The 19936-nt window shown below is 42.9% G+C and carries 14 protein-coding genes; 2 read left to right on the top strand and 12 right to left on the bottom strand.

Features of this window, described 5'->3' with window-relative positions:
• Positions 1–21: 21 nt before the first annotated feature.
• The 12 genes from I595_RS11960 to queG all read right to left on the bottom strand — a co-directional run bounded on the left by I595_RS11960 (position 22) and on the right by queG (position 17794).
• Positions 22–405 carry a cytochrome C oxidase subunit IV family protein gene (locus tag I595_RS11960; RefSeq protein ID WP_054559663.1) on the bottom strand — a complete coding sequence of 128 codons (384 nt, stop codon included), beginning with the start codon at positions 403–405 and terminating at the stop codon, positions 22–24.
• Between the two features lie 38 nt (positions 406–443).
• Positions 444–1418 carry a cytochrome c oxidase subunit 3 gene (locus I595_RS11955; RefSeq protein WP_054559662.1) on the bottom strand — a complete coding sequence of 325 codons (975 nt, stop codon included), beginning with the start codon at positions 1416–1418 and terminating at the stop codon, positions 444–446.
• Between the two features lie 230 nt (positions 1419–1648).
• Positions 1649–2230 carry a cytochrome c oxidase subunit 3 gene (locus I595_RS11950; protein WP_054559661.1) on the bottom strand — a complete coding sequence of 194 codons (582 nt, stop codon included), beginning with the start codon at positions 2228–2230 and terminating at the stop codon, positions 1649–1651.
• 57 nt (positions 2231–2287) lie between these two features.
• A complete protein-coding gene (gene cyoE, locus I595_RS11945) occupies positions 2288–3205 on the bottom strand; it encodes a heme o synthase (protein WP_054559806.1) in 918 nt (305 codons plus the stop codon).
• 190 nt (positions 3206–3395) lie between these two features.
• The gene (locus I595_RS11940; protein ID WP_054559660.1) at positions 3396–4100 is read right to left on the bottom strand and encodes an energy transducer TonB; all 705 of its coding nucleotides are present in this window, start codon (positions 4098–4100) and stop codon (positions 3396–3398) included.
• 63 nt (positions 4101–4163) lie between these two features.
• Positions 4164–4580, bottom strand: a complete 417-nt coding sequence (locus I595_RS11935; RefSeq protein WP_172675945.1) for a VanZ family protein — start codon at positions 4578–4580, stop codon at positions 4164–4166.
• Positions 4549–4929, bottom strand: a complete 381-nt coding sequence (gene gcvH, locus I595_RS11930; protein ID WP_054559658.1) for a glycine cleavage system protein GcvH — start codon at positions 4927–4929, stop codon at positions 4549–4551. The genes I595_RS11935 and gcvH overlap by 32 nt, the downstream gene beginning before the upstream one ends.
• A 127-nt stretch (positions 4930–5056) precedes the next feature.
• Complete coding sequence (gene sov / locus I595_RS11925; RefSeq protein ID WP_054559657.1) at positions 5057–12238, bottom strand: T9SS outer membrane translocon Sov/SprA; 7182 nt, start codon at positions 12236–12238, stop codon at positions 5057–5059.
• A 5-nt stretch (positions 12239–12243) separates the two neighbouring features.
• Complete coding sequence (ruvA, locus tag I595_RS11920) at positions 12244–12825, bottom strand: Holliday junction branch migration protein RuvA (RefSeq protein WP_054559656.1); 582 nt, start codon at positions 12823–12825, stop codon at positions 12244–12246.
• 93 nt (positions 12826–12918) lie between these two features.
• The gene (locus I595_RS11915; RefSeq protein WP_054559655.1) at positions 12919–15216 is read right to left on the bottom strand and encodes an NADP-dependent malic enzyme; all 2298 of its coding nucleotides are present in this window, start codon (positions 15214–15216) and stop codon (positions 12919–12921) included.
• 103 nt (positions 15217–15319) lie between these two features.
• Positions 15320–16774, bottom strand: coding sequence for an MFS transporter (locus I595_RS11910; protein ID WP_054559654.1), 1455 nt, complete (start codon positions 16772–16774; stop codon positions 15320–15322).
• Positions 16775–16861: 87 nt separating this feature from the next.
• A complete protein-coding gene (queG, locus tag I595_RS11905) occupies positions 16862–17794 on the bottom strand; it encodes a tRNA epoxyqueuosine(34) reductase QueG (protein WP_054559653.1) in 933 nt (310 codons plus the stop codon).
• Positions 17795–17912: 118 nt separating this feature from the next.
• Here queG and I595_RS11900 point away from each other — a divergent pair, with 118 nt between their 5' ends.
• Together I595_RS11900 and I595_RS11895 are read left to right on the top strand one after the other, a co-directional pair.
• Entirely contained in the window at positions 17913–18668 is a 756-nt protein-coding gene (locus tag I595_RS11900; RefSeq protein ID WP_054559652.1) for an ABC transporter ATP-binding protein, read from the top strand.
• 1 nt (position 18669) lies between these two features.
• Positions 18670–19848 (top strand): ABC transporter permease, encoded by a 1179-nt coding sequence (locus tag I595_RS11895; protein ID WP_054559651.1) that lies wholly within the window; start codon positions 18670–18672, stop codon positions 19846–19848.
• Positions 19849–19936 lie beyond the last annotated feature (88 nt).

Genomic DNA, 19936 nt, shown 5'->3' with positions numbered 1-19936 from the left:
TCTTGAATGCTTAAGGTTTTCTTAAAAATCCCAAGCCAAAAAGCCTGATTTAAAAACGTCATAGATATACGTGGCCTCAAACAATAAAATAAATACCAAATAGGATACCAAGAAAATAGGTGTCCAAACTATGGTTCTGCGCAGTGCGGCCTTCTCATCCCTTAGGTGCATAAAATCCCAAGCAATATAATAGGCTTTGACCAGGGTAAGGATAATAAATACCCAATTAAGCAACTTCATTCCGGCAAAGGAAGTGGTTAACATAAATTCTGGCTTTATGATTCCCAACACAACTTCCACTGCTGTAACTATGGATAAAAAAATCAGAACCCCCCAAATTTTTTGGGTGTTTGATTTGAACTTTAGCAGTCCTCTAAAAATCTCTAATTTATGTGCATGTGCCATATGACTCTCTTACAATGTTATGCTTATTCCAAAATGCGTTAGACCAAATAAAAGAAGGTAAAAACAAATACCCACACCAAATCTACAAAGTGCCAGTAAAGACCTACTTTTTCCACCATTTCATAATGTCCCCTTTTTTCGTAGGTACCCAAAATCACATTAAAAAAGATGATGGCATTAATGACCACTCCGGAGAATACATGAAAACCGTGAAAACCGGTTATGAAGAAAAAGAAATCCGCAAATAATCTACTACCATATTCGTTGCGTATTAAATTGGCGCCTTCTACAACCCTTACCGCATCTTTTAAACGTCCTAGGGACTGTTCTCTGGTCAATAGTGTTTTGTGGCCATTTTCATTTATCGTTTCCGTCCGTATCAAAATGTTGGGATTGGCCTTAAAACCCTCTATCACTTCATTCAACGAAAAGGTAGTCAAGGTTTCATTGTCCGTAAACCAAACACCCTTATCCCTTGCATCAGCAATTCTAGCCTCGTTTAAGTTGAGGGCAAATTCATCTATGGCTGCCCGCTCACCAGTTTCTGCATTTACAAATTGTAAGATGCGACCTCCTTTGGTTTCCAAGGCACCAAAATCTCCCTTGATAAAGGTGGCCCATTCCCAAGCCTGGGACCCTACAAAAATGGCACCGCCAATAATCGTTAGGAACATGTACCAGATTACGGCGTTCTGCTTCATCTTATGTCCTGCATCCACGGCAAGTACCATGGTTACGGAAGACATAATCAAAATAAACGTCATGAAGGCCACATAAATCATGGGATAATTGCCATGAAAAAATGGCACGTGGGTAAATACCTCATCGGCAATGGGCCATGTTTCAATGAATTTAAACCTGGAAAATCCGTATGCTGCCAAGAATCCAGAGAAAGTCAATGCATCAGAAACAATAAAAAACCACATCATGAGCTTGCCGTAGCTTGCGCCCAATGGTCTGTTACCGCCCCCCCATACACTTCCTTCGTTTTCGGTAGTTACCGCTGTGTCCATATACACTGTTGTTTAGTCGTTTTGTATTGCCGGCCTTTCCACGGACCGATTTTATTTTATAAGCATACTGCACCTACATTGTGCAACACTGGCAGCAAAAATACATCTTTTGGCCTATTGGCAAAAGCCTATCTTTCTAGAAAACCCAAATTTTTTAAAAATAGTATACCGGTGCTGGGAAAACAGGCAACTACGAAGCTTCAGTTTCCTACCAAAGATGGTTGTGCGCCTTACCTTACAAAAAGCATGAACAATATTAAATACACCCAAAGAAAATCCAAAAAATGCCAAAAAGTTGCCCCTAGTTCCAGACCCAACATATTGTCTGCACTATACTTTTTTCTAAAAAACTGAACAATCACCGTAATCAATGAAATAAGCCCAGCCACCACATGTACGATATGCACAAAGGCAATTAAAAAAATATAGGACATTTTAATGTTGCTCGTGGGCCCGGTAAAGTAGTAGCCACTTTCCAACATCTGGGAAAACCCAACAAACTGCAGGATAATGAAGGTGATGCCCAATACCAGGGTTACTAAAAGCCAGTTACCCGTCATTTTTTGATTTCCCTGTTTCATGGCTCTTTTGGCCAACCAATAGGTAATACTGCTTGTAATAATAATGGCAGTACTGATAAAAAAAGCCTGGGGAAGATCAATGTTATCCAACCAGTCCTTTCTTTTACTGCTCACGATGTAGGCACTTGTCCAACCCGCGAAACCCATGATAAGACTTACGATGCCAAACCATAGCATCATTTTTTTGGCCCTGTCATTTTTTTCCCTTGCCGTTCCTTGTGTTAAATCCATTTTCTCTTTCTTTTTCAATAACAATAACAAAACACTGGTTAACACCCAGCTATGGCCCTACGGATTTAGGGCAGCAACTATAAACTTATCTGCCACAAAAACAATTTGCATAAAAGTGATGTAGGTAACACTTGCCAACATAAGTTTCCGTGCTGCCTTATTATCCCTTTTTTCATATAACTTAAAGGCAAAAATTAGCATGCCCAGCCCCATTGAGCCTATTATAATGGCCGCGACCAAAGAAAGTTGCAACCTACCTGTAATACCAAAAGCGGGCATTACAGAAATCACGATCATCCAAATGGTATATAGTATGATCTGCAAAGCAGTACTTGCATCTTTTTTACCGGTTGGCAACATTTTAAATCCTCCCTTTCTATAGTCATCATCCAACATCCAGCCCAACGCCCAGAAGTGGGGGAATTGCCAAAAAAACTGAATCATAAACAATGTACCGGGCTCTATCCCAAAATCATTGGTTGCCGCTACCCATCCCAACATAAAAGGTATGGCACCGGGCAGCGCACCCACAAAAACGGCCAACGGCGTCTTTGTTTTTAGTGGGGTATAGACACTGGTGTACAAAAAAATGGAGATGGCACCAAAAAGGGCCGTCTTAGGATTTAGCATATACAGGGCTATGATACCCAACACTGTTAAGCTTACGGCAACGGTCATGGCGTAGCCCACGGACATCCTACCTGCGGGAATAGGCCTGTTTTTTGTCCGTTTCATTAGGGCATCCAGGTCTTTCTCAATCACCTGGTTGTAAGCGTTTGAAGCCCCTACCATACAATACCCGCCAAAGGCCAAAAGTAGCACGGAAGTAAACTCTATTTCATAGGCCCCAAGAAAATAACCTGCTATGGAAGAAAACACCACACTAAGGGCAAGACGCATTTTGGTCAGCTCCTTTAAATCAGAAATCCTAATTTCCCATGTGGTATGTTCTACGGCACCCGCTGCGTATTTCATGAAATCTAAATAGTTTGCAAAGATACATTGGCAGGGCATTATTTGCAATGGATTGAAGTTCTTTAAGTTAATTTTAAACAAAGTGCCCTTTGCACCAACCTTATAAAGGTCTCCTATAGCGGTGCCAAAAAATAATAAAGCCCCGATGTACATCGAGGCTTCTATTAAAAGTTCTAAAGTTCCTAATTCCCTATTGTAATTTGAAGTTGATAGGAATACTAAATGGCACCTTAACCGGTCTTCCGCGCTGTTTTCCGGGAGTCATTTTAGGCAGTTTTTTAATGATTCGCATAGCCTCTGCCTCTAAGTTCTTGTCTGGCCCACGCATCCTAATATTACCAATGCTTCCATCTTTTTGAATCACAAAGACCACACTTACACGACCTTGCACACCCATTTCCTGGGCAATTTCGGGATAACGAAAGTTTTTGCGGATATGCTTTTGCATTTGTTCCTGAAAACAGGCTTTCTTATTACTTGCACCCTCGCAACCTGGAAAAACGGGAACGTCCTCAATTACGGCAAATGGCACTGAAATATCTTCTTCCACTTCCTCCATTTCCACTTCCTCAACTTCCATTACTTCTTCTTCTTGGCTGGTTTCCGTAGATTCTATCACAGTTTCCTCTACTTCTTCCTCATCTTCCACAACCTCTATCACCTCAGGTGCTGCCGGTGGTGGTGGTGGTGGTGGTGTTTTTATCTGCTCTGTCATTGGTACCTCCTCATCCAGTTGGTCCTCCACATTTAAAGAGATATCATAATTGTTACCATCTTCATAGTCTTTCCACTCTAAACCAGTATACACTAGGAGCATAACAATAGCAAGACCTATAACGAAATAAAGTGCGCTATTTCTGCCTACGTCCGCTTTTGGATTCTTTTTTGGTTCCATTTGCTTATTTTTTAATGTTCGCTAATTTAAATATTAATTCGAAATATAGGTAATTATAATGAGTCATTTTATCTTCTTGATGCGTAAACGGTATCTTTTAATGAGTAAAACCGCAGTCAGCGCTCCCGCCAAATTGGCCATAACATCCCAAAAATCGGCCATTCTGCCGTAAGGCATTAAAAATTGTAGAAACTCAATACCCAATCCGTAAAGGAATGAAAACACTAGCCACTTTATTAAGCTATTCTGGAGTGCGGACTTGTTCTCAAAAGTATCTATAAAACCTAGGACCCCAAAAAACACCATACCCAAGTGAAAGAAATAGTGTGCCAACTTATCTGTATTTGGGAAGGAAAGGTCTATATCCGTTACCCCATTAAAAGAAAATAAGCTGAGCGATGTAATGCACACCATCCAGCCTATGAATACTATTTTAAACCTGTTTTTGTTAAGCACCCACCACTTCCTTGTATTGGGCATCTGACAGGAGGGCATCTACCTCCCCAGGATTGGATATCTTAATTTTCACCATCCAGCCTTCCCCATAAGGATCGGTATTCACCTTCTCCGGCTCATCTTCCAAGCTTTCATTGAACTCAATAATTTCACCAGTGAGCGGTAAAAAAAGGTCAGAAACTGTCTTTACGGCCTCAACGGTTCCAAAAACAGCCTCCTTTTCCAAGGTTTCGTCAACAGTTTCAACCTCTACATATACGATATCTCCTAACTCGCCCTGCGCAAAATCAGTGATGCCAACAGTGGCAATATCACCATCTATCTTTACCCATTCATGGTCTTTTGTGTACTTTAATTCTGAAGGAATATTCATTTGTGATCGTTTAGTCTTGTTCACAAATGTAAAGTTTTAAATGTTTGCATTCAAAGAAAAAAATACGGTCTTAATGAGATGGCATAGGCAATGCACGGAAGCCGGAAAATAAGTAACGACCCCTTTGTCAATTCCCAAAATTATACCGTATGGTAAAGCCCGCGTTAATGGTGGTCTGGGGGAAAGCTGTAGAAACCTTAAATTGGGAAAAGGCATGATCGTAAAAGAACAAGGCGTTTAAATTTTGGCTAAGGGCATAATCTGCCGTAAACTTCACGGCCCATAGATTTTGGCCTGCCGTAATTTGGTTGCTATCAATATCCAAGTTCCTTATAATGGTAATATTGTCCCGGAGCGATAAATCTGCCTTTAAATTTAAATCTCCCTTTAAACGGGTTTTTTCACCTCCTATATTGGCCACAAATTTTACATCCTTAAACCTGTATCCCAAACCTACCCGATACTCCTGTCCGCTCATTTCCGTGAGCAGATTATTGTCAAAACTCATGGAAAACATCCTATCCGTCCTTACTTCTGCAAGGACACTAAGGGAATTTTTCATTTCAAAATCCAAGCGTACCAAAGGGTTGAATTCATCCGTTAAAATTACGTTATTGATGATGTTCTCTGGCAGCACGTTTCCGGTTTCCACGTTAACCAAGGGCAGACCTTCCTTTAGCAATTGGTTGCGTTCCAAATTGGTCTGAAAGGAATTGATACTGTATGCGGAACGATAGCCATGCTGCACCGAAAAACGCTTAAATTTCTTTTTAAACCATTTGTTCTTCATGAGACCAGTGTACTTAATGGTCCAATTGGGAATGGGAATTTCCCTAAAGGCATCCAAATTCACCCGTTCCGCATCTTGGCCGGTAATGGCCGCGAAAAATGCCGGAAGCAGCACATCCTGACTGGTTTTCCCATAGCCTTCTGGGAAACCATCTGGCAAAATGGTGGCATTGGCATTTCTGTCTTCATTGATACGGTTGGCAATGATCACCCGGTTGGCCTTAAGCTCATCAAAGGTGGCAGAATTAAACTCATCACTCCTCCTAAAAGCCGTGCCCAGCATCATGGTTGAAATACTGAAATTGCCCAAATTATTGCCCAAGAGCTGATTGTAGGTAAGTTCTCCGGTGCTAATGTCCGGGACCACCGCAAAGGTCTCCTGTAGGTTGTTGGAAATCTGCCTGTCAGCAACTAAATCTATGGTAAGGTCTTGGGTGGGCTGTGCCGTTGCCGTTATATTGAGTTGTTTGGTATTGTTCTGTAAAAATTGGGAGTTAAACCCATCAAACTGGGTTAACCAGCCCCTGCGGGCAGCCTCGAACCTTACATCCCGTTGACTGCCAAAGACAAAACCTAAAGTGGGTCTTGCCGTACCTATAAAACCGATACTTTGGGTGTACCCAGGAAGAACCTGCCCCCTGTTTTCTGTATAGTTCACGTTCACCCGTTTTACCATGGTCACAATATCTATAAGCGTGTTTACCCCTTTACTGGTTTTTTTCTTGGTCTTTTCCTTTTCCCCATCCCCATCGGTGTTGTTGGTGCCACGGCGGGTCCTTGTATCGCCTTTGCCCGTTCGCTTTTTTAAGCCCAGATAATCATAGAACCCTTGCATGGTCATGTTTGCGGTAAGGGTATGGGTGCTGGCATTTTGGACGGTGTTGATATCCTCCCCGGCCACCTCAAACAGGGCATCACCGCCCCGTTGCCAATCAAAATTACTGGTATAGGTATATTGGCCGTTGATGAAACTCAAAAATGGAAACTTATCAAATGGCAACTCGTAGTTTAACTGCATCTGTTGGGAATGCCTGTTGGGCTCCCCTATATCAAAAAAGCCATCCCACAGGTCCAACATTTCATTGATACCAGAATCCGCATCATCATCCACATTAAAATAATTCCTAACGATATTATTATTGGATGCGGTTAAATTTACCCTAAGCGATTTTGACAAGCTGTAATTAAGGGCGTATTGCCAATTAAACAGGTAATTACGTTGCTGCAACAAGGGTAGATCCAGTGCCTCTACGCCCGGTTCCAATACATCCCTAAAACGCTGCTGGTTAAAGGACCTATTGTAATTGGCATTTAAGGACACGCTGGTGGGCATCAAATTTAGATTGAACTCCTTTAGCCATTTCCAATAATCACTTTTAAATATGGAATCTTTTTTGGCAAAGGGCGCCACGGGCAAGGGTTTAAAATTGTGATTGTACACAAAGCCCGTTTGTACGTTTTGGTCTATTAGCTCTGCCACTTCAAAATCCCGATGATTGGTTTCGTTATGTGAAAAATTAAAGGTAAAGTTTTCAATATCGTAGAAATTCTCTTCTGCTTCGTCCCCCCTATTTTTTCTCACTCCTATAAGGTTAACGCTAGTGCGTTTGGTGTAATCCTCTGCCTGCTCCCTAATAGTCTCCGCATCTTCTTGTGTATCTGCGGCAGCAATCCTATCGGCCAGTTTTAAATCATCATAGACCGGATCAAACTCTGGGGTAATCAATGTTTCCGAAATACCGTAGTTGAAGGGTATTTGCAAGCCCCATTGCTTTGGAAACAATTGGCCCACGTTAACATTGGTCACCACGTCATAGGACATGGCATCTTCCCTGGCCCGCTCATTGGGCATTTGATCTATGGACCCAAAACCGGAGGTGCTGGTGCTTCCGGTAGCGGTAACGTTGGCAAAATCTGCCATGTTCGCATCAATGGCCGCAATGGCCGCCCAACCTCCATTGTTATCTAACCCCGCCAAGCGGAGCTCATTGAACCAAACTTCACCTCTTGCCGGAATATTATCAATATTTTTTACACCTACCATCATCCCGCGGATGCTTCCCAAAGAGGGGTTACCTCGGATTCCTATGCGTAACCTACCCAAATCCCTTGGGGCAAACTCATCAACAGGAACCACTTCACCGTTCACCACCTCATAAAAATTTAGTTGGTTAAGGGAACCGTTGGCAATGCCCAGAGATTTCACCTTGTTCAAATCTGCCAAGACCACATCTAGCTCGTTAACGCTTGGCCAGATAACCTCTGCATCTGTGCTGCCAAAAGGAGTAAACTGCAAGGGCAGTTCCAATTGGTAAAAGTTTTCTGAAAAATCTGTACCTATCCTTAAAAAACCCACCAGAGGTGTATCACTATCCGCATAGTCACTGTTCACCACCTTTTCTGCATGCATGAACATCTTTATCTTCTCATACTGCCGCACATCAATGTTTACGTTCTTAAAAACCCCTCTTGAGTCCTGAGGCTCCAAGTTTTCCACCAAAAAGGACAACGACTGCTCATTCTGGCGTATAATGGTATTGTTATTATTCAATTGTTCCCTGATGACCCCCGGTGGCAGTACATAAGGGATTGGGGTCCTACCTGCATTTTCCTCAATGTTTACGGCATTGACATCGGTAACCGTTCCGTCATCTGAAGGATTGGCGTCCACGGTCTCATCCTGCAGGTTATTGGTATAGGTACGCCAATCTCCCCGAACCAAGTCCAAGGTAGCAAACCGTAGAACGATATCATCCGTGAACCCAGTCATGTACATCCGCATAAAACTTATGGACCTAAAATCCGTAATACCCCCAATGGCATCGGTAAAATCACTTAAAGGAATCTTGTATTGAATCCATCGCCTATTTAATTGCGTATTGTTGGGAAGTGTGGGTGTTTCTCCCTCACGGATATCGGTCACATACTCATCATCTATTGTGGTATTGGGACGGATCGGGATTCGGTATTCATAATAACTGTTGACCGTGTTCATGGTAAGGTCCCGATCCACATCCTCCACATCAGGAAGGGTGGTGGAACCCCTATTGGTATTGGTCACTTCCACCGGCGAGTTACCATCTGGATTATTAAAATCCAGATATCTTTCCAGAATACCGCCTTCCCTGTTCAGGTAATACACATAGTTGTCCAATGCAGGATCTTCTGCCGGTCCATTATAGATACTTGCCTCATCAGCATCACTGAGCCCATCAAAACCAATATCCTGTATTTCACGATTGTTCTCATCTGCATCAAAGGCATAGACCAAAGATTGGGTGGAAGGCACCTGACCCCAGACCGTGGGCCTAGGATTTTCGGTTGAGGTAGGGCTTGGCAACCCGTTTTCATATTGTTTTCTGCCATCTGGCAGAATATCCTCTGAAATATTACCCAAATTCAATACCAGCTCACCACTATTGGCCCCAGTGGTCTCACCATCAACATAAGGGTCTAAAACCCAAAACTGGATAAATTCCACATTACTTTGTTCAAAATTGGTACTGCTCAAGGACCGCATAATACCTCCCCAATGGCGCTCTGGATTGGCACCAAAGGTATCACTGGCATTATAGGGGCCTTTTTGATTGGGATAATAGGCCACGTCCAGTGTTCCCTGAACGGTAGTCTGGCCTTGCGCAATATCTATCTGGGGAAAAACCTCATCAATAAAAACCCTACGTGTGCTGTTTAAAGACACATCATTGTCCGTTACCCCATCTGGTCTTTGGTTGGTATAAAATATGGGGTCAACCGTGTACCAGGCCATTTTGGCACGTTCAAAGCCGGCACTTAGCCCTTCTGGATTTTGCGGCACACCAACCGGCGGGCTTGCCAATGACCACCCTAAGGAAGAACGGATATCTATCAATGCCTGGGCTCCTTCAAAATCGTCCAAAAAGGTGGTGGTCTCCCCCAAAAAATCCGCATTCTTTGGAGAATTGGGCTGCAACACCGCCACCTCACCACGAATGGAGATGTTAGAAGGTACGTCCGTGTCAATATTGGGCAATTTGTTGGCCAAACGGGTTAAAAATGGCACTTCCGTACTAAAATTACCGTTAAAACCAAAAATGGTATTATTTACAGGTTCCACCCCAAAATTTGCCTTTTGGGTGAGTGGGCGCTCGTTTAAATTTAACAAGGTTCCACCCAGTACAAAGTTTTCACTGATTTTATGCTCTACGTTTATGCCCGTAAACCGTCTGGTCTGTTGCCCAAAAACCGCATTGTTTTCCACGGAAATATTAATGGGCACGTTGGAAGCCTCCAAGCTCTGGTCCAGCAATTGCACCGTACCAGCCTGATAATTTACCGTATAATCAATACCTTCCTGTAATTGCCTACCACCTGCGGTAACCCTAACGGAACCCCTTGGCACATTAAAGGCACCGATCGGGATACCGTTGTTGCCCTGTGATTTGTAGCGCCCCTTTAATTGAAACCGATTTTTCTCGGCGTCCTGCAATGAGGCGGCCTTGGTTTTTGCGTACATGTTCCTAAATACGTACCGTTGCTGATTGGCATTATATCCTTGATCATTCTCTACCTCATAGGTCCCACCACCCAAAAGATCAAACAGGTATTCCCCAAAGGGCTCTACCTTGGTGAAAATGATGCGTCCCGTTTGTGTATCCACGGTGATCCCCGGCACATAGTCAAAGAAACCGTCACCTCCGGCCTGCACATCATTATACAGATTTAAGCGGTCTAAATTAAATACGTTTAAAAGAATACGTTCTTCCAAGGGTTTTCCATTGGCCGAGGCTGCTGCGGGAAAAGGCACGGGCACGCCGCTCTCATCCCTAGCTGGGGTGATATAGTTTCTTGGGGTTGGATCGGAATATAGGATGTTTAACCGAAAGTCTTCCTGACTTAACTGAAAAGCACCGGTGGAATAAATATTCTTCATCATCAAATCCCAAATGGGATCACTCACATTGGTGATATTACTCTTTAAAAGCTTTAATACCAGCGTATTATTTTCGATAATGGGGTTTGCCCCACCGGTCACGGTAGTGGCCTCTACCCCGCCATTGGCAAATTCTCCTACCTGAAAAACATCACCATCCAAGGTAGTGTACTGAAACGCAACGGCCAGCACCTCATCATTGCTCAACCTTTGGTTTAGGGAAATATACCCAAGCTGACTATCAAACCTGTAATCCCTGCCCACTTCCAACTTTCTGGCGTTTTCCAGAATAGCATAGTCAAAACCTTCATTAACGGTATAGCCAGGAATATCAAAACCATTGGCCACAGTGGCAATGTCCCTTATATTTTCATTTAAAGCACCACCGGCTCCAATAGCAGCTGGATCATAATCATTGGCCCTATTTTGCGGTAAGACCCCAGTACCAGCAACATTAAAGAAGCCGGTTGGCGCACCATTTTGGCGACCTATCCTAGTTTTTGCCTGCCCGTCTGGACCTATTTCCCCTTCCCCTAAATCTTGGATGGCCACTACATTACGCACGTTGGTGGTCAACTGGTTCCTGTTGGTTACCCAAACCTCCAAACGTGTAATTTGGGTACGACTCTGAATAAAAGGGTACTGGGCAAGGGCCGCATCATAATTGTCCCTAAAATACTGGGCCAAGAAGAAATGCCTGTCTTCATCATAATCCAATGCGGTAAGGGAGAAATCGTTTATAGTACCACCACCTTGGGCCACTACGGTATTGTTTTGGGATTGTTGCTCGGAAAAGACGGCGGTTACCGTGGTCCTACCAAACTGTAATTGGGTCTTTATACCAAATAAGCTCTGGGCCCCAGTAATCAAGGAACTGTTCAAGGGCATGTTCACATTACCCACTTCAATGGAGCGTATGATATCATCTTCGGTAGGGGTGTAATCCAGTTTCACCAGGTTTTGAAAATCGAACGTGGCCTCCGTATCATAATTGGCCGTTACCTGAAGCCGCTCCCCTACCTTTCCCAGCATGCTAAGACTAATTCGCTGGTCAAAATCAAAGGATAGGTTGGTCCTATTTCTTGGGGATAGGGCAGGATTGTCATTCTTTTGCCAAATCACACCCAAATCCATGGCAACGGAACCCTGTGGAATCACTTCTATGGTGTTGCCACCAAAAACGGACTCAAAGAAATTATTGTTCACGTAAAAATTGGGAAGTAGATTTTTGCGTGCCTCTTCTGCACCTTCCTTTTTACCGGAAAATGCATCAATTTTTTCCTTGAAATAGGATTTTATACCCTCCGCACGGACCAATTTATAATAGTCTTCCGGAGTAAGAAATAACGGATAGTTTACATTGAAATCCCCAACACTTTCCGTGTACACGTAGCGGTCAATAGAGGCGTCATAACTGTACTTGGAGACTATACTGTTGGGATTTTCCAACAACAACCTGCCCAAGGCCGCACCGGTTTTAACCGAATCCACCGCTTGGTCAGCGTCTTGGTCCTGACCCCTTATATAGGATAGGGACAAGAATAAAAAGCATATAAAAGTGAGCTTAAATCTATTGGATTTAAGTTGTGGTATTACCCCTCTTTTCAAACTAATTACAAATTTTTCAGCGCCTGTTTAATCACAGCTTCCACGCTCATAGCACTATCTTGCGCAAGGACCCGATCGACCACCTTTTCAGATTGCCTCCTTGCAAAACCAAGAACGTCTAAAGCAGATAACGCTTCATCCTTTGTTGTATTGTTTGATTGTAGTGAAACTTCGTCCATATCATAGACTTTAAGAATCTTGTCCTTGAGGTCTAAAATTACACGTTGGGCCGTCTTGGCCCCTATCCCTTTGACACCCTGTATGGTAGCTACATCACCCCCTGCTATGGCCTCTTTTACCTGATTGGGGTTTAAAGAGGATAGCATAGTTCTGGCGGTACTGGCGCCTATACCGGAAACGGATAACAACAGGCGGAAAATTTCACGTTCTGCCTTGGTGACAAAACCAAAAAGGGTGTGAGCGTCCTCCTTAACCTGTAAGTGGGTGAATAGGTGGGTAGATTCCTCATTCTTAAGCTGGGAAAACGTATGTAATGATATGTTTAAAAAATATCCTACGCCCCCACATTCCACAACTACATATGTGGGCGATTTTTCTACTAGTTTCCCTTTAAGATGATGAATCATATTCTTTTTATTTCTTTTGTATGGATACTTGAGTTAAGGTTGGCTCCAAGTGATACTTGCGGCAAGGGCAACTGATTAAGGATGACCAGGCGCTTAATTTCCACTAGCTTTTGCCCTTTTTCGTTTTTCCCGCTCTTGGGCATCAATGACGGCCACCGCACTCATATTCACCATTTCATCCACACTGGCTCCTAATTGCAAAATGTGCACGGATTTTCTTAAGCCTACCATAATGGGACCTATAGAACTGGCCTTGTTAAGCCCCTTCATTAGTTTATAGGTAATATTGGCAGCATCTAGATTGGGAAGTATAAAGGTATTTACCTTTTTTCCTGCCAATTTTGAAAACGGAAAATTATTGTAGCACAACTCTTGGTCCAGCGCAAAATCCGTTTGAATTTCACCATCAACCACCAAACTCGGGTTTTGGTCATGCAAAATCCTAACCGCTTCCCTCACTTTTTTGGCATCGGCATCGTTGGAGGAACCAAAGTTGGAATAAGACAGCATGGCCACAACGGGATTAAATCCAAAGGTACTGGCCACATTGGCCGTCATTTGTGCAATCTCTGCCAACTCCTCGGCATTGGGATTGATATTCACCGAGGTGTCCGCTAAAAATATAGGGCCCCTTTCCGTTATCATAATATTCACGGTGGAGGCCTTACCTACGTTATTGGCCCTGCCAATGACCTCAAATACAGGTTTTAATACCTTAGGATAGGCCCGGGAATACCCAGATATCATACCATCCGCATCTCCGGTAAGAACCATCATGGAGCCAAAATAGTTTCGCTTGCCCATATTGACCCGGGCACTGTAACGGGTCTCCCCCTTGCGCTTGCGCTGTTGCCAAAGTTTATCCGCATACATGGTGCGTATATCCTTGGAATCTTCCGATCGGGGGTCAATGATTTCCACATCCGCATCAAACTCCAACTGTTGTTTTAGTTTTAAAATAGTCTCCTTGTGCCCAAGAAGAATAGGCGTGGCAATACCCTCCTCATACACTATTTGAGCGGCTTTAAGTACATCCAACAGCTCCGCCTCCGCAAAAACGATGCGTTTTGGGTTTACTTTTGCCCGGTTGTGCAGCATCCTCACCACTTTGTTATCATTACCGGAACGCAACAGTAACTCTTCCTCATATTTTTTCCAATCTTGAATGGGTGCTTTGGCCACACCACTTTCCATGGCGGCCTTGGCAACCGCCGGAGGTATTTTTGCAATAAGCCTAGGATCAAACGGTTTGGGGATGATATAGTTTTTACCAAACGTAAGACGCGTGGTATCATAGGTAATATTTACCTGCTCTGGCACAGGCTCTTTGGTCAAATCTGCCAGCGCCCTCACTGCTGCCATCTTCATCTCCTCGTTAATTTTGGTTGCCCTAACATCCAAAGCCCCCCTAAAAATAAAAGGAAAGCCCAAAACATTGTTCACTTGGTTGGGATGGTCCGATCGTCCCGTTGCCATGATAATATCTTCCCTGGTCTTACAAGCCAACCCATACTCAATCTCTGGGTTGGGATTGGCCATGGCAAATACCACAGGGTCTTTGGCCATGAGCAAGAGCATTTCCGGAGTTACGATATCTGCCATGGAAAGCCCAATAAAAACATCGGCATCCTTCATGGCGTCCTCTAAAGTAGAAATATCACGGTCGGTGGCAAACTCCGCTTTCTGCTGACTTAAATTCTCCCTATCCGAACGGATGACCCCTTTACTGTCCAACATCGCAATATGTTCCCTTTTTGCCCCAAAGGCTTGGTACAATCTGGTGCAGGAAATGGCAGCTGCGCCGGCACCACTTACCACAATGTTGATATCTTCCATTTTCTTGCCAATGAGCTCCAGCGCATTCAAAAGGGCTGCGGCGGATATAATGGCCGTACCATGCTGATCGTCGTGCATAACCGGAATATCCAGCTCCTCTTTTAATCGCCTTTCTATCTCAAAGGCTTCCGGGGCCTTAATATCCTCTAAATTGATGCCACCAAAGGTGGGCGCAATGGTTTTGACCGTTTCCACAAACTTGTCCACATCCTCCGTATCCAGTTCAATATCAATTCCATCAATATCCGCAAAAATCTTAAAGAGCAGGCTTTTACCTTCCATGACAGGTTTTGCAGCTTCCGGACCAATATTTCCCAATCCCAAAACGGCAGTACCATTGGAGATGACCGCTACCACATTGCCCTTTGCCGTATACTTGTAGACCTCCTCCTTGTTTTTTGCTATTTCCAAACAGGGTTGGGCAACGCCCGGCGAATATGCCAGGGCCAAATCCCGTTGTGTGGCGTAGGGTTTTGTAGGAACCACCTTTATTTTTCCCGGTTGGGGTTTTGCATGATAAACCAATGCTTCCCTGCGATTCTTCTCTTTGCTCATTGCTTCATTTTCAAAGGGTGTAAAGTTACAGGTATTCGGCCAAAAAAGAATTTTTCGGGAAGAGTATTGTTCTTTTGGAAAGGCCCTTATTTACAGAATTACATCACGTAGCCCTATGACTATTCTTTACATTCAGTCGTGTGGCCAATAATGCAGCTATTATAAAGAATACCCCGCCAAATAAAATAGCATTTACCGCGTTGTTTCCAAGAAAATTTTCAATAATTGTTCCAAAAGTTACCGTTTGAATCAACATGGGAATGACTATCATCATATTTACGATACCCATATATACCCCTCTGCGATCCTCTGGTATTACTTGGGATACCATAGCGTAAGGTATACCCATCATTGCCGCCCAACCTATTCCAAAGAGCACCATTGGTATTAATAAAGCATACTCATTGTTAATGTATGGCATGCTTAACATTGCTATACCAGTTAAAATCAAACTGACCACATATACTATTTTTGAGCTGTATTTGACAGCAAGGGGTACTAAAGCCAATGCAGTTATCATAGTAACAAAATTATAAGTACCGTTCATTAAACCTGTTTGCGCCAAAGCCTGTTCAGACAATAGCTGAATATTTTGAGCAAACGCAGTATCAACAGTGCTAATCTCCGCACCGCTTTTACAAGCTTCCATTATCCCTTCATAACGATCTGTATCCGCATCACTGATGCCTTTTAAACTTTTTCTTACCATGGGTGTAATAAACTGCCAATAACAAAATAAAGCATACCATTGAAAGAAATATACTGCAGCTAAACGCCACATTAACTTTGGCATATTACCTATTGCGTGGACTATTTCAAGTATGGGGAAAAATAACCTTTTACCAAAAGAGGTATCTGCTTTTTCTTGTTTCATTTTAACCAATTCCTCATCGGTTGGAGGAATTTCCGGGGTTTTAAATACAGACCAAAGAACTGTGGCTACGGAGGCAAAAGCACCTAGAAAAAAAGAATAATACACCCAAGTTGGAATTGCATTGACATCATCCGCACCCACGGAGCATAGACTAGCCGCAGCATCCGCAGGTACACTGAACCAGTCCTGAAACAAAAACAGGGAGAAGTTAGCCAAAGTAATACCCGCTCCTACAAAGAGGCTTTGCATTTGATAACCAAAAGTCAATTGTTCATCGGGCAGTTTATCACCAACAAAAGCACGATACGGCTCCATTGCAGTGTTGTTTGCAGCGTCTAAAACCCATAGCAGACCAACAGCAAACCATAATCCAGGGCTAAAAGGAAAGGCAAACAGACATAAACTGGCGGCAATTGCGCCGATTAAGAAAAATGGCTTCCTACGGCCGCCCCACTTTGGCAACCAAGTTTTATCACTAATCGCACCAATTATAGGCTGAATAAGAAGTCCGGTAACGGGACCTGCTAAATTTAATAGGGGTAATTCATTATGATGCGCACCCAAAAATTCAAAAATTGGATTAATTGCAGTCTGTTGCAATCCAAAACTAAATTGGATTCCAAAAAAACCAACATTCATGTTCCAAATTTGCCAAAAGTTTAATTTAGGTTTATTGATCTTCATTTGTTAGTTTGTTTCCTTTGTTGGTTGTGATGTAAAGGTTGAATATAGCAATTTTACCCGATAATTCAGGTGTACTAGAACCGAGGGCTATCGGTCTGCCTTCTTTAAAAACTTGATATTCCTTTGTAATCCTGAAAACTTGGTGCGTTTTACCGCAGATTTTTTAAATACCTTCTTAAACACATCTTCCGTTATTTCTTCCCAGTCCTTTTTGGTCATGGAGAGCAAATCTGGATGTGGGTCAAACAGTGGTTCACTGTGTGGTTTGGAAAAGCGATTCCAAGGACAGACATCTTGGCACACATCGCAGCCAAACATCCATTCATCAAATTTACCGGAAAATTCAGTGGGCAATTCCTCTTTTAGCTCTATGGTAAAATAGGAAATACACTTACTGCCATCTACTTGGTATGGGGCCACAATGGCCTCCGTAGGGCAAGCATCCATACAAGCAGTACAAGTGCCACAGTGATCGGTTACCGGCGTATCATATGCTAATTCCAAGTCAACAATCAATTCAGCAATAAAGTAAAAAGAGCCTACCTGCTGGGTCAACAAATTACTATGTTTCCCCATCCAACCCAAGCCGCTTTTTGCTGCCCATGCCTTATCCAGAACTGGCGCAGAATCCACAAAAGCCCGTCCGTTAACCTCGCCTATGGCATCTTGGATAAATTCATACAACTCTCGAAGTTTTCCCTTTATGACATGATGATAATCACGTCCGTAGGCATATTTGGAAATCTTATAGGTTTCCGTGCCTTGCGTTTCAGAAGGATAGTAATTTAACAGCACCGAGATCACGGATTTTGCGTCATCCACCAACAAACGCGGGTCTAGGCGTTTATCAAAATAACGCTCCATATACTGCATCTTGCCATGCCTGTTTTCCTTTAACCAATGCTCTAGCCGTGGTGCCTCCTCCTCTAAAAATTGGGCCTTAGATATGCCACAAGACAAAAAACCAAGGCGTTTGGCCTCTTTTTTTATCTGTTGGGCATATGTGGTTTTTTGATTCATTTTTCAATTCTGCCAGTGATAACGAAAGTACAACATCCCATAAATGAAAATAATTTTTATTTTGATGTAACATTTTGGGTCAAGATAACTCTAACTTACATCATTTTAAACCAATGACATGATACGAATAGAAAATCTTACCAAATCGTTCACTTCAAAAACAGGCAAAGGCCTTAAGAAAGAAACGGTAACGGTAAACGCGGTAAATTCGGTTTCCTTTGAATGTAAGCCAGGACGGATCTTCTCCTTGTTGGGCCCCAATGGTGCCGGCAAAACCACTACCTTAAGGATGATCGCCGGTATCATTAAACCTACGTCCGGTACTGCCGTAGTGGATAACATAGCTATAGCCAAGGGCAATAATGAAGTAAAAAAACGGATTGGTTTCCTTACTGGATCCACCGGGCTTTATGAACGTTTAAACCCAGATGAGACCTTGGATTTTATAGGGAAAATCTATCAGTTACCAATTAAGGAATATCAAGAGCGCAAAGAATATCTTTTTGAAAAATTGGGCATTAACGAGTTTAGAAAAAAGCGTTTGGGTCAAATGAGTACAGGGATGAAACAAAAAGTTTCCATTGCCAGAACGCTAATTCATGACCCAGAAGTATTGATTTTTGACGAACCCACTTCTGGGTTGGATGTTATCACCGCAGATAGCATCATTGACCTCATCCGCGAGTCCAAGGACAATAACAAGACCGTGATTTTCTCCTCTCACATTATGAGTGAGGTGGATTTGTTGTGTGACGACCTTGCCATCATTAGCAAAGGTTCCATTATCTACAACGACTCGTTTGAAACTTTCAAAAAAGAGATGACCGCACCTAACCTTACCCAAGAATTCATTAACCGAGTAAAACAAGCCTAAGATGAGAGATTTATTGATAATTGTCAAGAAAGAATTGACTGAGCTTTTACGGGACAAAAAAACCATTATAAACTCTATAGTATTGCCCACTTTACTCATTCCCATCCTCATGTTTGGCGGGTTTAAGGTAAGCAAGATGATACAGGAGAGCAACCAACAAAAAACGATTAAAATAGGATTATTGAATGCTCCAGAGGATTTTAAACAGTTGGTGGCCAAGGACACCCTTCATGAGGTTACCATTTTTGAGGAAAACCAAGATTTTAAGTCCCTTATCAACTCGGGCGACATACAAACAGCCCTAGTTTTTTCGTCTGACTGGAGCACAAAAATGGATAGCCTTGAAACCTCAGAGGTCTTGGTGCATCGCAATGGAACCAAGGACAACATCAACAGTAGGGTAAGTAAGCTTTTAGATGCCTATAGTGACAAGCTAAAAACCAACCGCATCGCTACCCTGAACATTCCAGTGGAAAAAATGAACCCTATGGTACAGACCTTTGTGGAGGTGAGTGAACAAAAGGAATTGATAGGCAAGCGTATTGGAGGTTTTATCCCCTACATTTTTATCTTGACCATGTGGGGCGGTTGTTTGCTAGCCGCCATTGATTTGGTTACCGGTGAAAAAGAACGTAAGACCATTGAAACCACCTTGTCCCTGCCGGTGTCTAAATTTTCTGTTTTGATGGGAAAAGCCATTGTTGCTTCCATCCTTGGTTTTGTTCCAGCGCTACTCAACCTTATAGGCTTAATTGTTGGCCTCAATTTTATAGAAGGCATTCCAGACAACTTTAAAATGGCCCTGACGGAAATGTTGAATCCACAGTCCATTGTTATGATATTATTGCTATTGATTCCGTTTTCATTGTTCCTATCTGGGTTGATCATTGCCCTTGTTGCCGGCGCCACCAGTTTTAAAGAAGCGCAGAGCAAGGCTTCACCCATTATTATTCTTATCATAATTCCTTTGGTGATGGCTCTTATGCCTGGCATAGAATTTACCTGGTCCACCGTATTTATTCCTGTTCTAAATATTGGGTTGGGGGTAAAGGAAATCATGGCCGGAACGGTAAATATTGCGATGTACATTGCTATGCTGGTTTCATTGATCGCGTTTGCCGTCGCAGCAATCTATTTCAGTTACAAGAAATTCTCTGACGAAAGTGCTATTTTAAGTTAATTGATGTCTCCATAATAGCGGAGGTATGGATTAAAGTTATTGTCATTGGGGGGGCTAAAATTCTAGAATACACTTTATTGTATTAGTT

Origin of the sequence: Croceitalea dokdonensis DOKDO 023 (assembly GCF_001306415.1) — a bacterium.
In the GTDB taxonomy this organism is placed as follows: Bacteria; Bacteroidota; Bacteroidia; order Flavobacteriales; family Flavobacteriaceae; genus Croceitalea; species Croceitalea dokdonensis.
Note: the sequence above shows the minus strand (reverse complement) of the source record. Positions and strands in the feature narration are given on the sequence as shown.

Bases quoted from the DNA above. Each gene is read 5' to 3' on its own strand.
- I595_RS11910 (WP_054559654.1), bottom strand. From the start codon at position 16,774: ATGAAGATCAATAAACCTAAATTAAACTTTTGGCAAATTTGGAACATG.
- I595_RS11940 (WP_054559660.1), bottom strand. From the start codon at position 4,100: ATGGAACCAAAAAAGAATCCAAAAGCGGACGTAGGCAGAAATAGCGCA.
- ruvA (WP_054559656.1), bottom strand. From the start codon at position 12,825: ATGATTCATCATCTTAAAGGGAAACTAGTAGAAAAATCGCCCACATAT.
- gcvH (WP_054559658.1), bottom strand. From the start codon at position 4,929: ATGAATATTCCTTCAGAATTAAAGTACACAAAAGACCATGAATGGGTA.
- I595_RS11935 (WP_172675945.1), bottom strand. From the start codon at position 4,580: ATGCCCAATACAAGGAAGTGGTGGGTGCTTAACAAAAACAGGTTTAAA.
- I595_RS11900 (WP_054559652.1), top strand. From the start codon at position 17,913: ATGATACGAATAGAAAATCTTACCAAATCGTTCACTTCAAAAACAGGC.
- I595_RS11915 (WP_054559655.1), bottom strand. From the start codon at position 15,216: ATGAGCAAAGAGAAGAATCGCAGGGAAGCATTGGTTTATCATGCAAAA.
- I595_RS11960 (WP_054559663.1), bottom strand. From the start codon at position 405: ATGGCACATGCACATAAATTAGAGATTTTTAGAGGACTGCTAAAGTTC.
- I595_RS11950 (WP_054559661.1), bottom strand. From the start codon at position 2,230: ATGGATTTAACACAAGGAACGGCAAGGGAAAAAAATGACAGGGCCAAA.
- I595_RS11955 (WP_054559662.1), bottom strand. From the start codon at position 1,418: ATGGACACAGCGGTAACTACCGAAAACGAAGGAAGTGTATGGGGGGGC.
- I595_RS11895 (WP_054559651.1), top strand. From the start codon at position 18,670: ATGAGAGATTTATTGATAATTGTCAAGAAAGAATTGACTGAGCTTTTA.
- queG (WP_054559653.1), bottom strand. From the start codon at position 17,794: ATGAATCAAAAAACCACATATGCCCAACAGATAAAAAAAGAGGCCAAA.
- cyoE (WP_054559806.1), bottom strand. From the start codon at position 3,205: ATGAAATACGCAGCGGGTGCCGTAGAACATACCACATGGGAAATTAGG.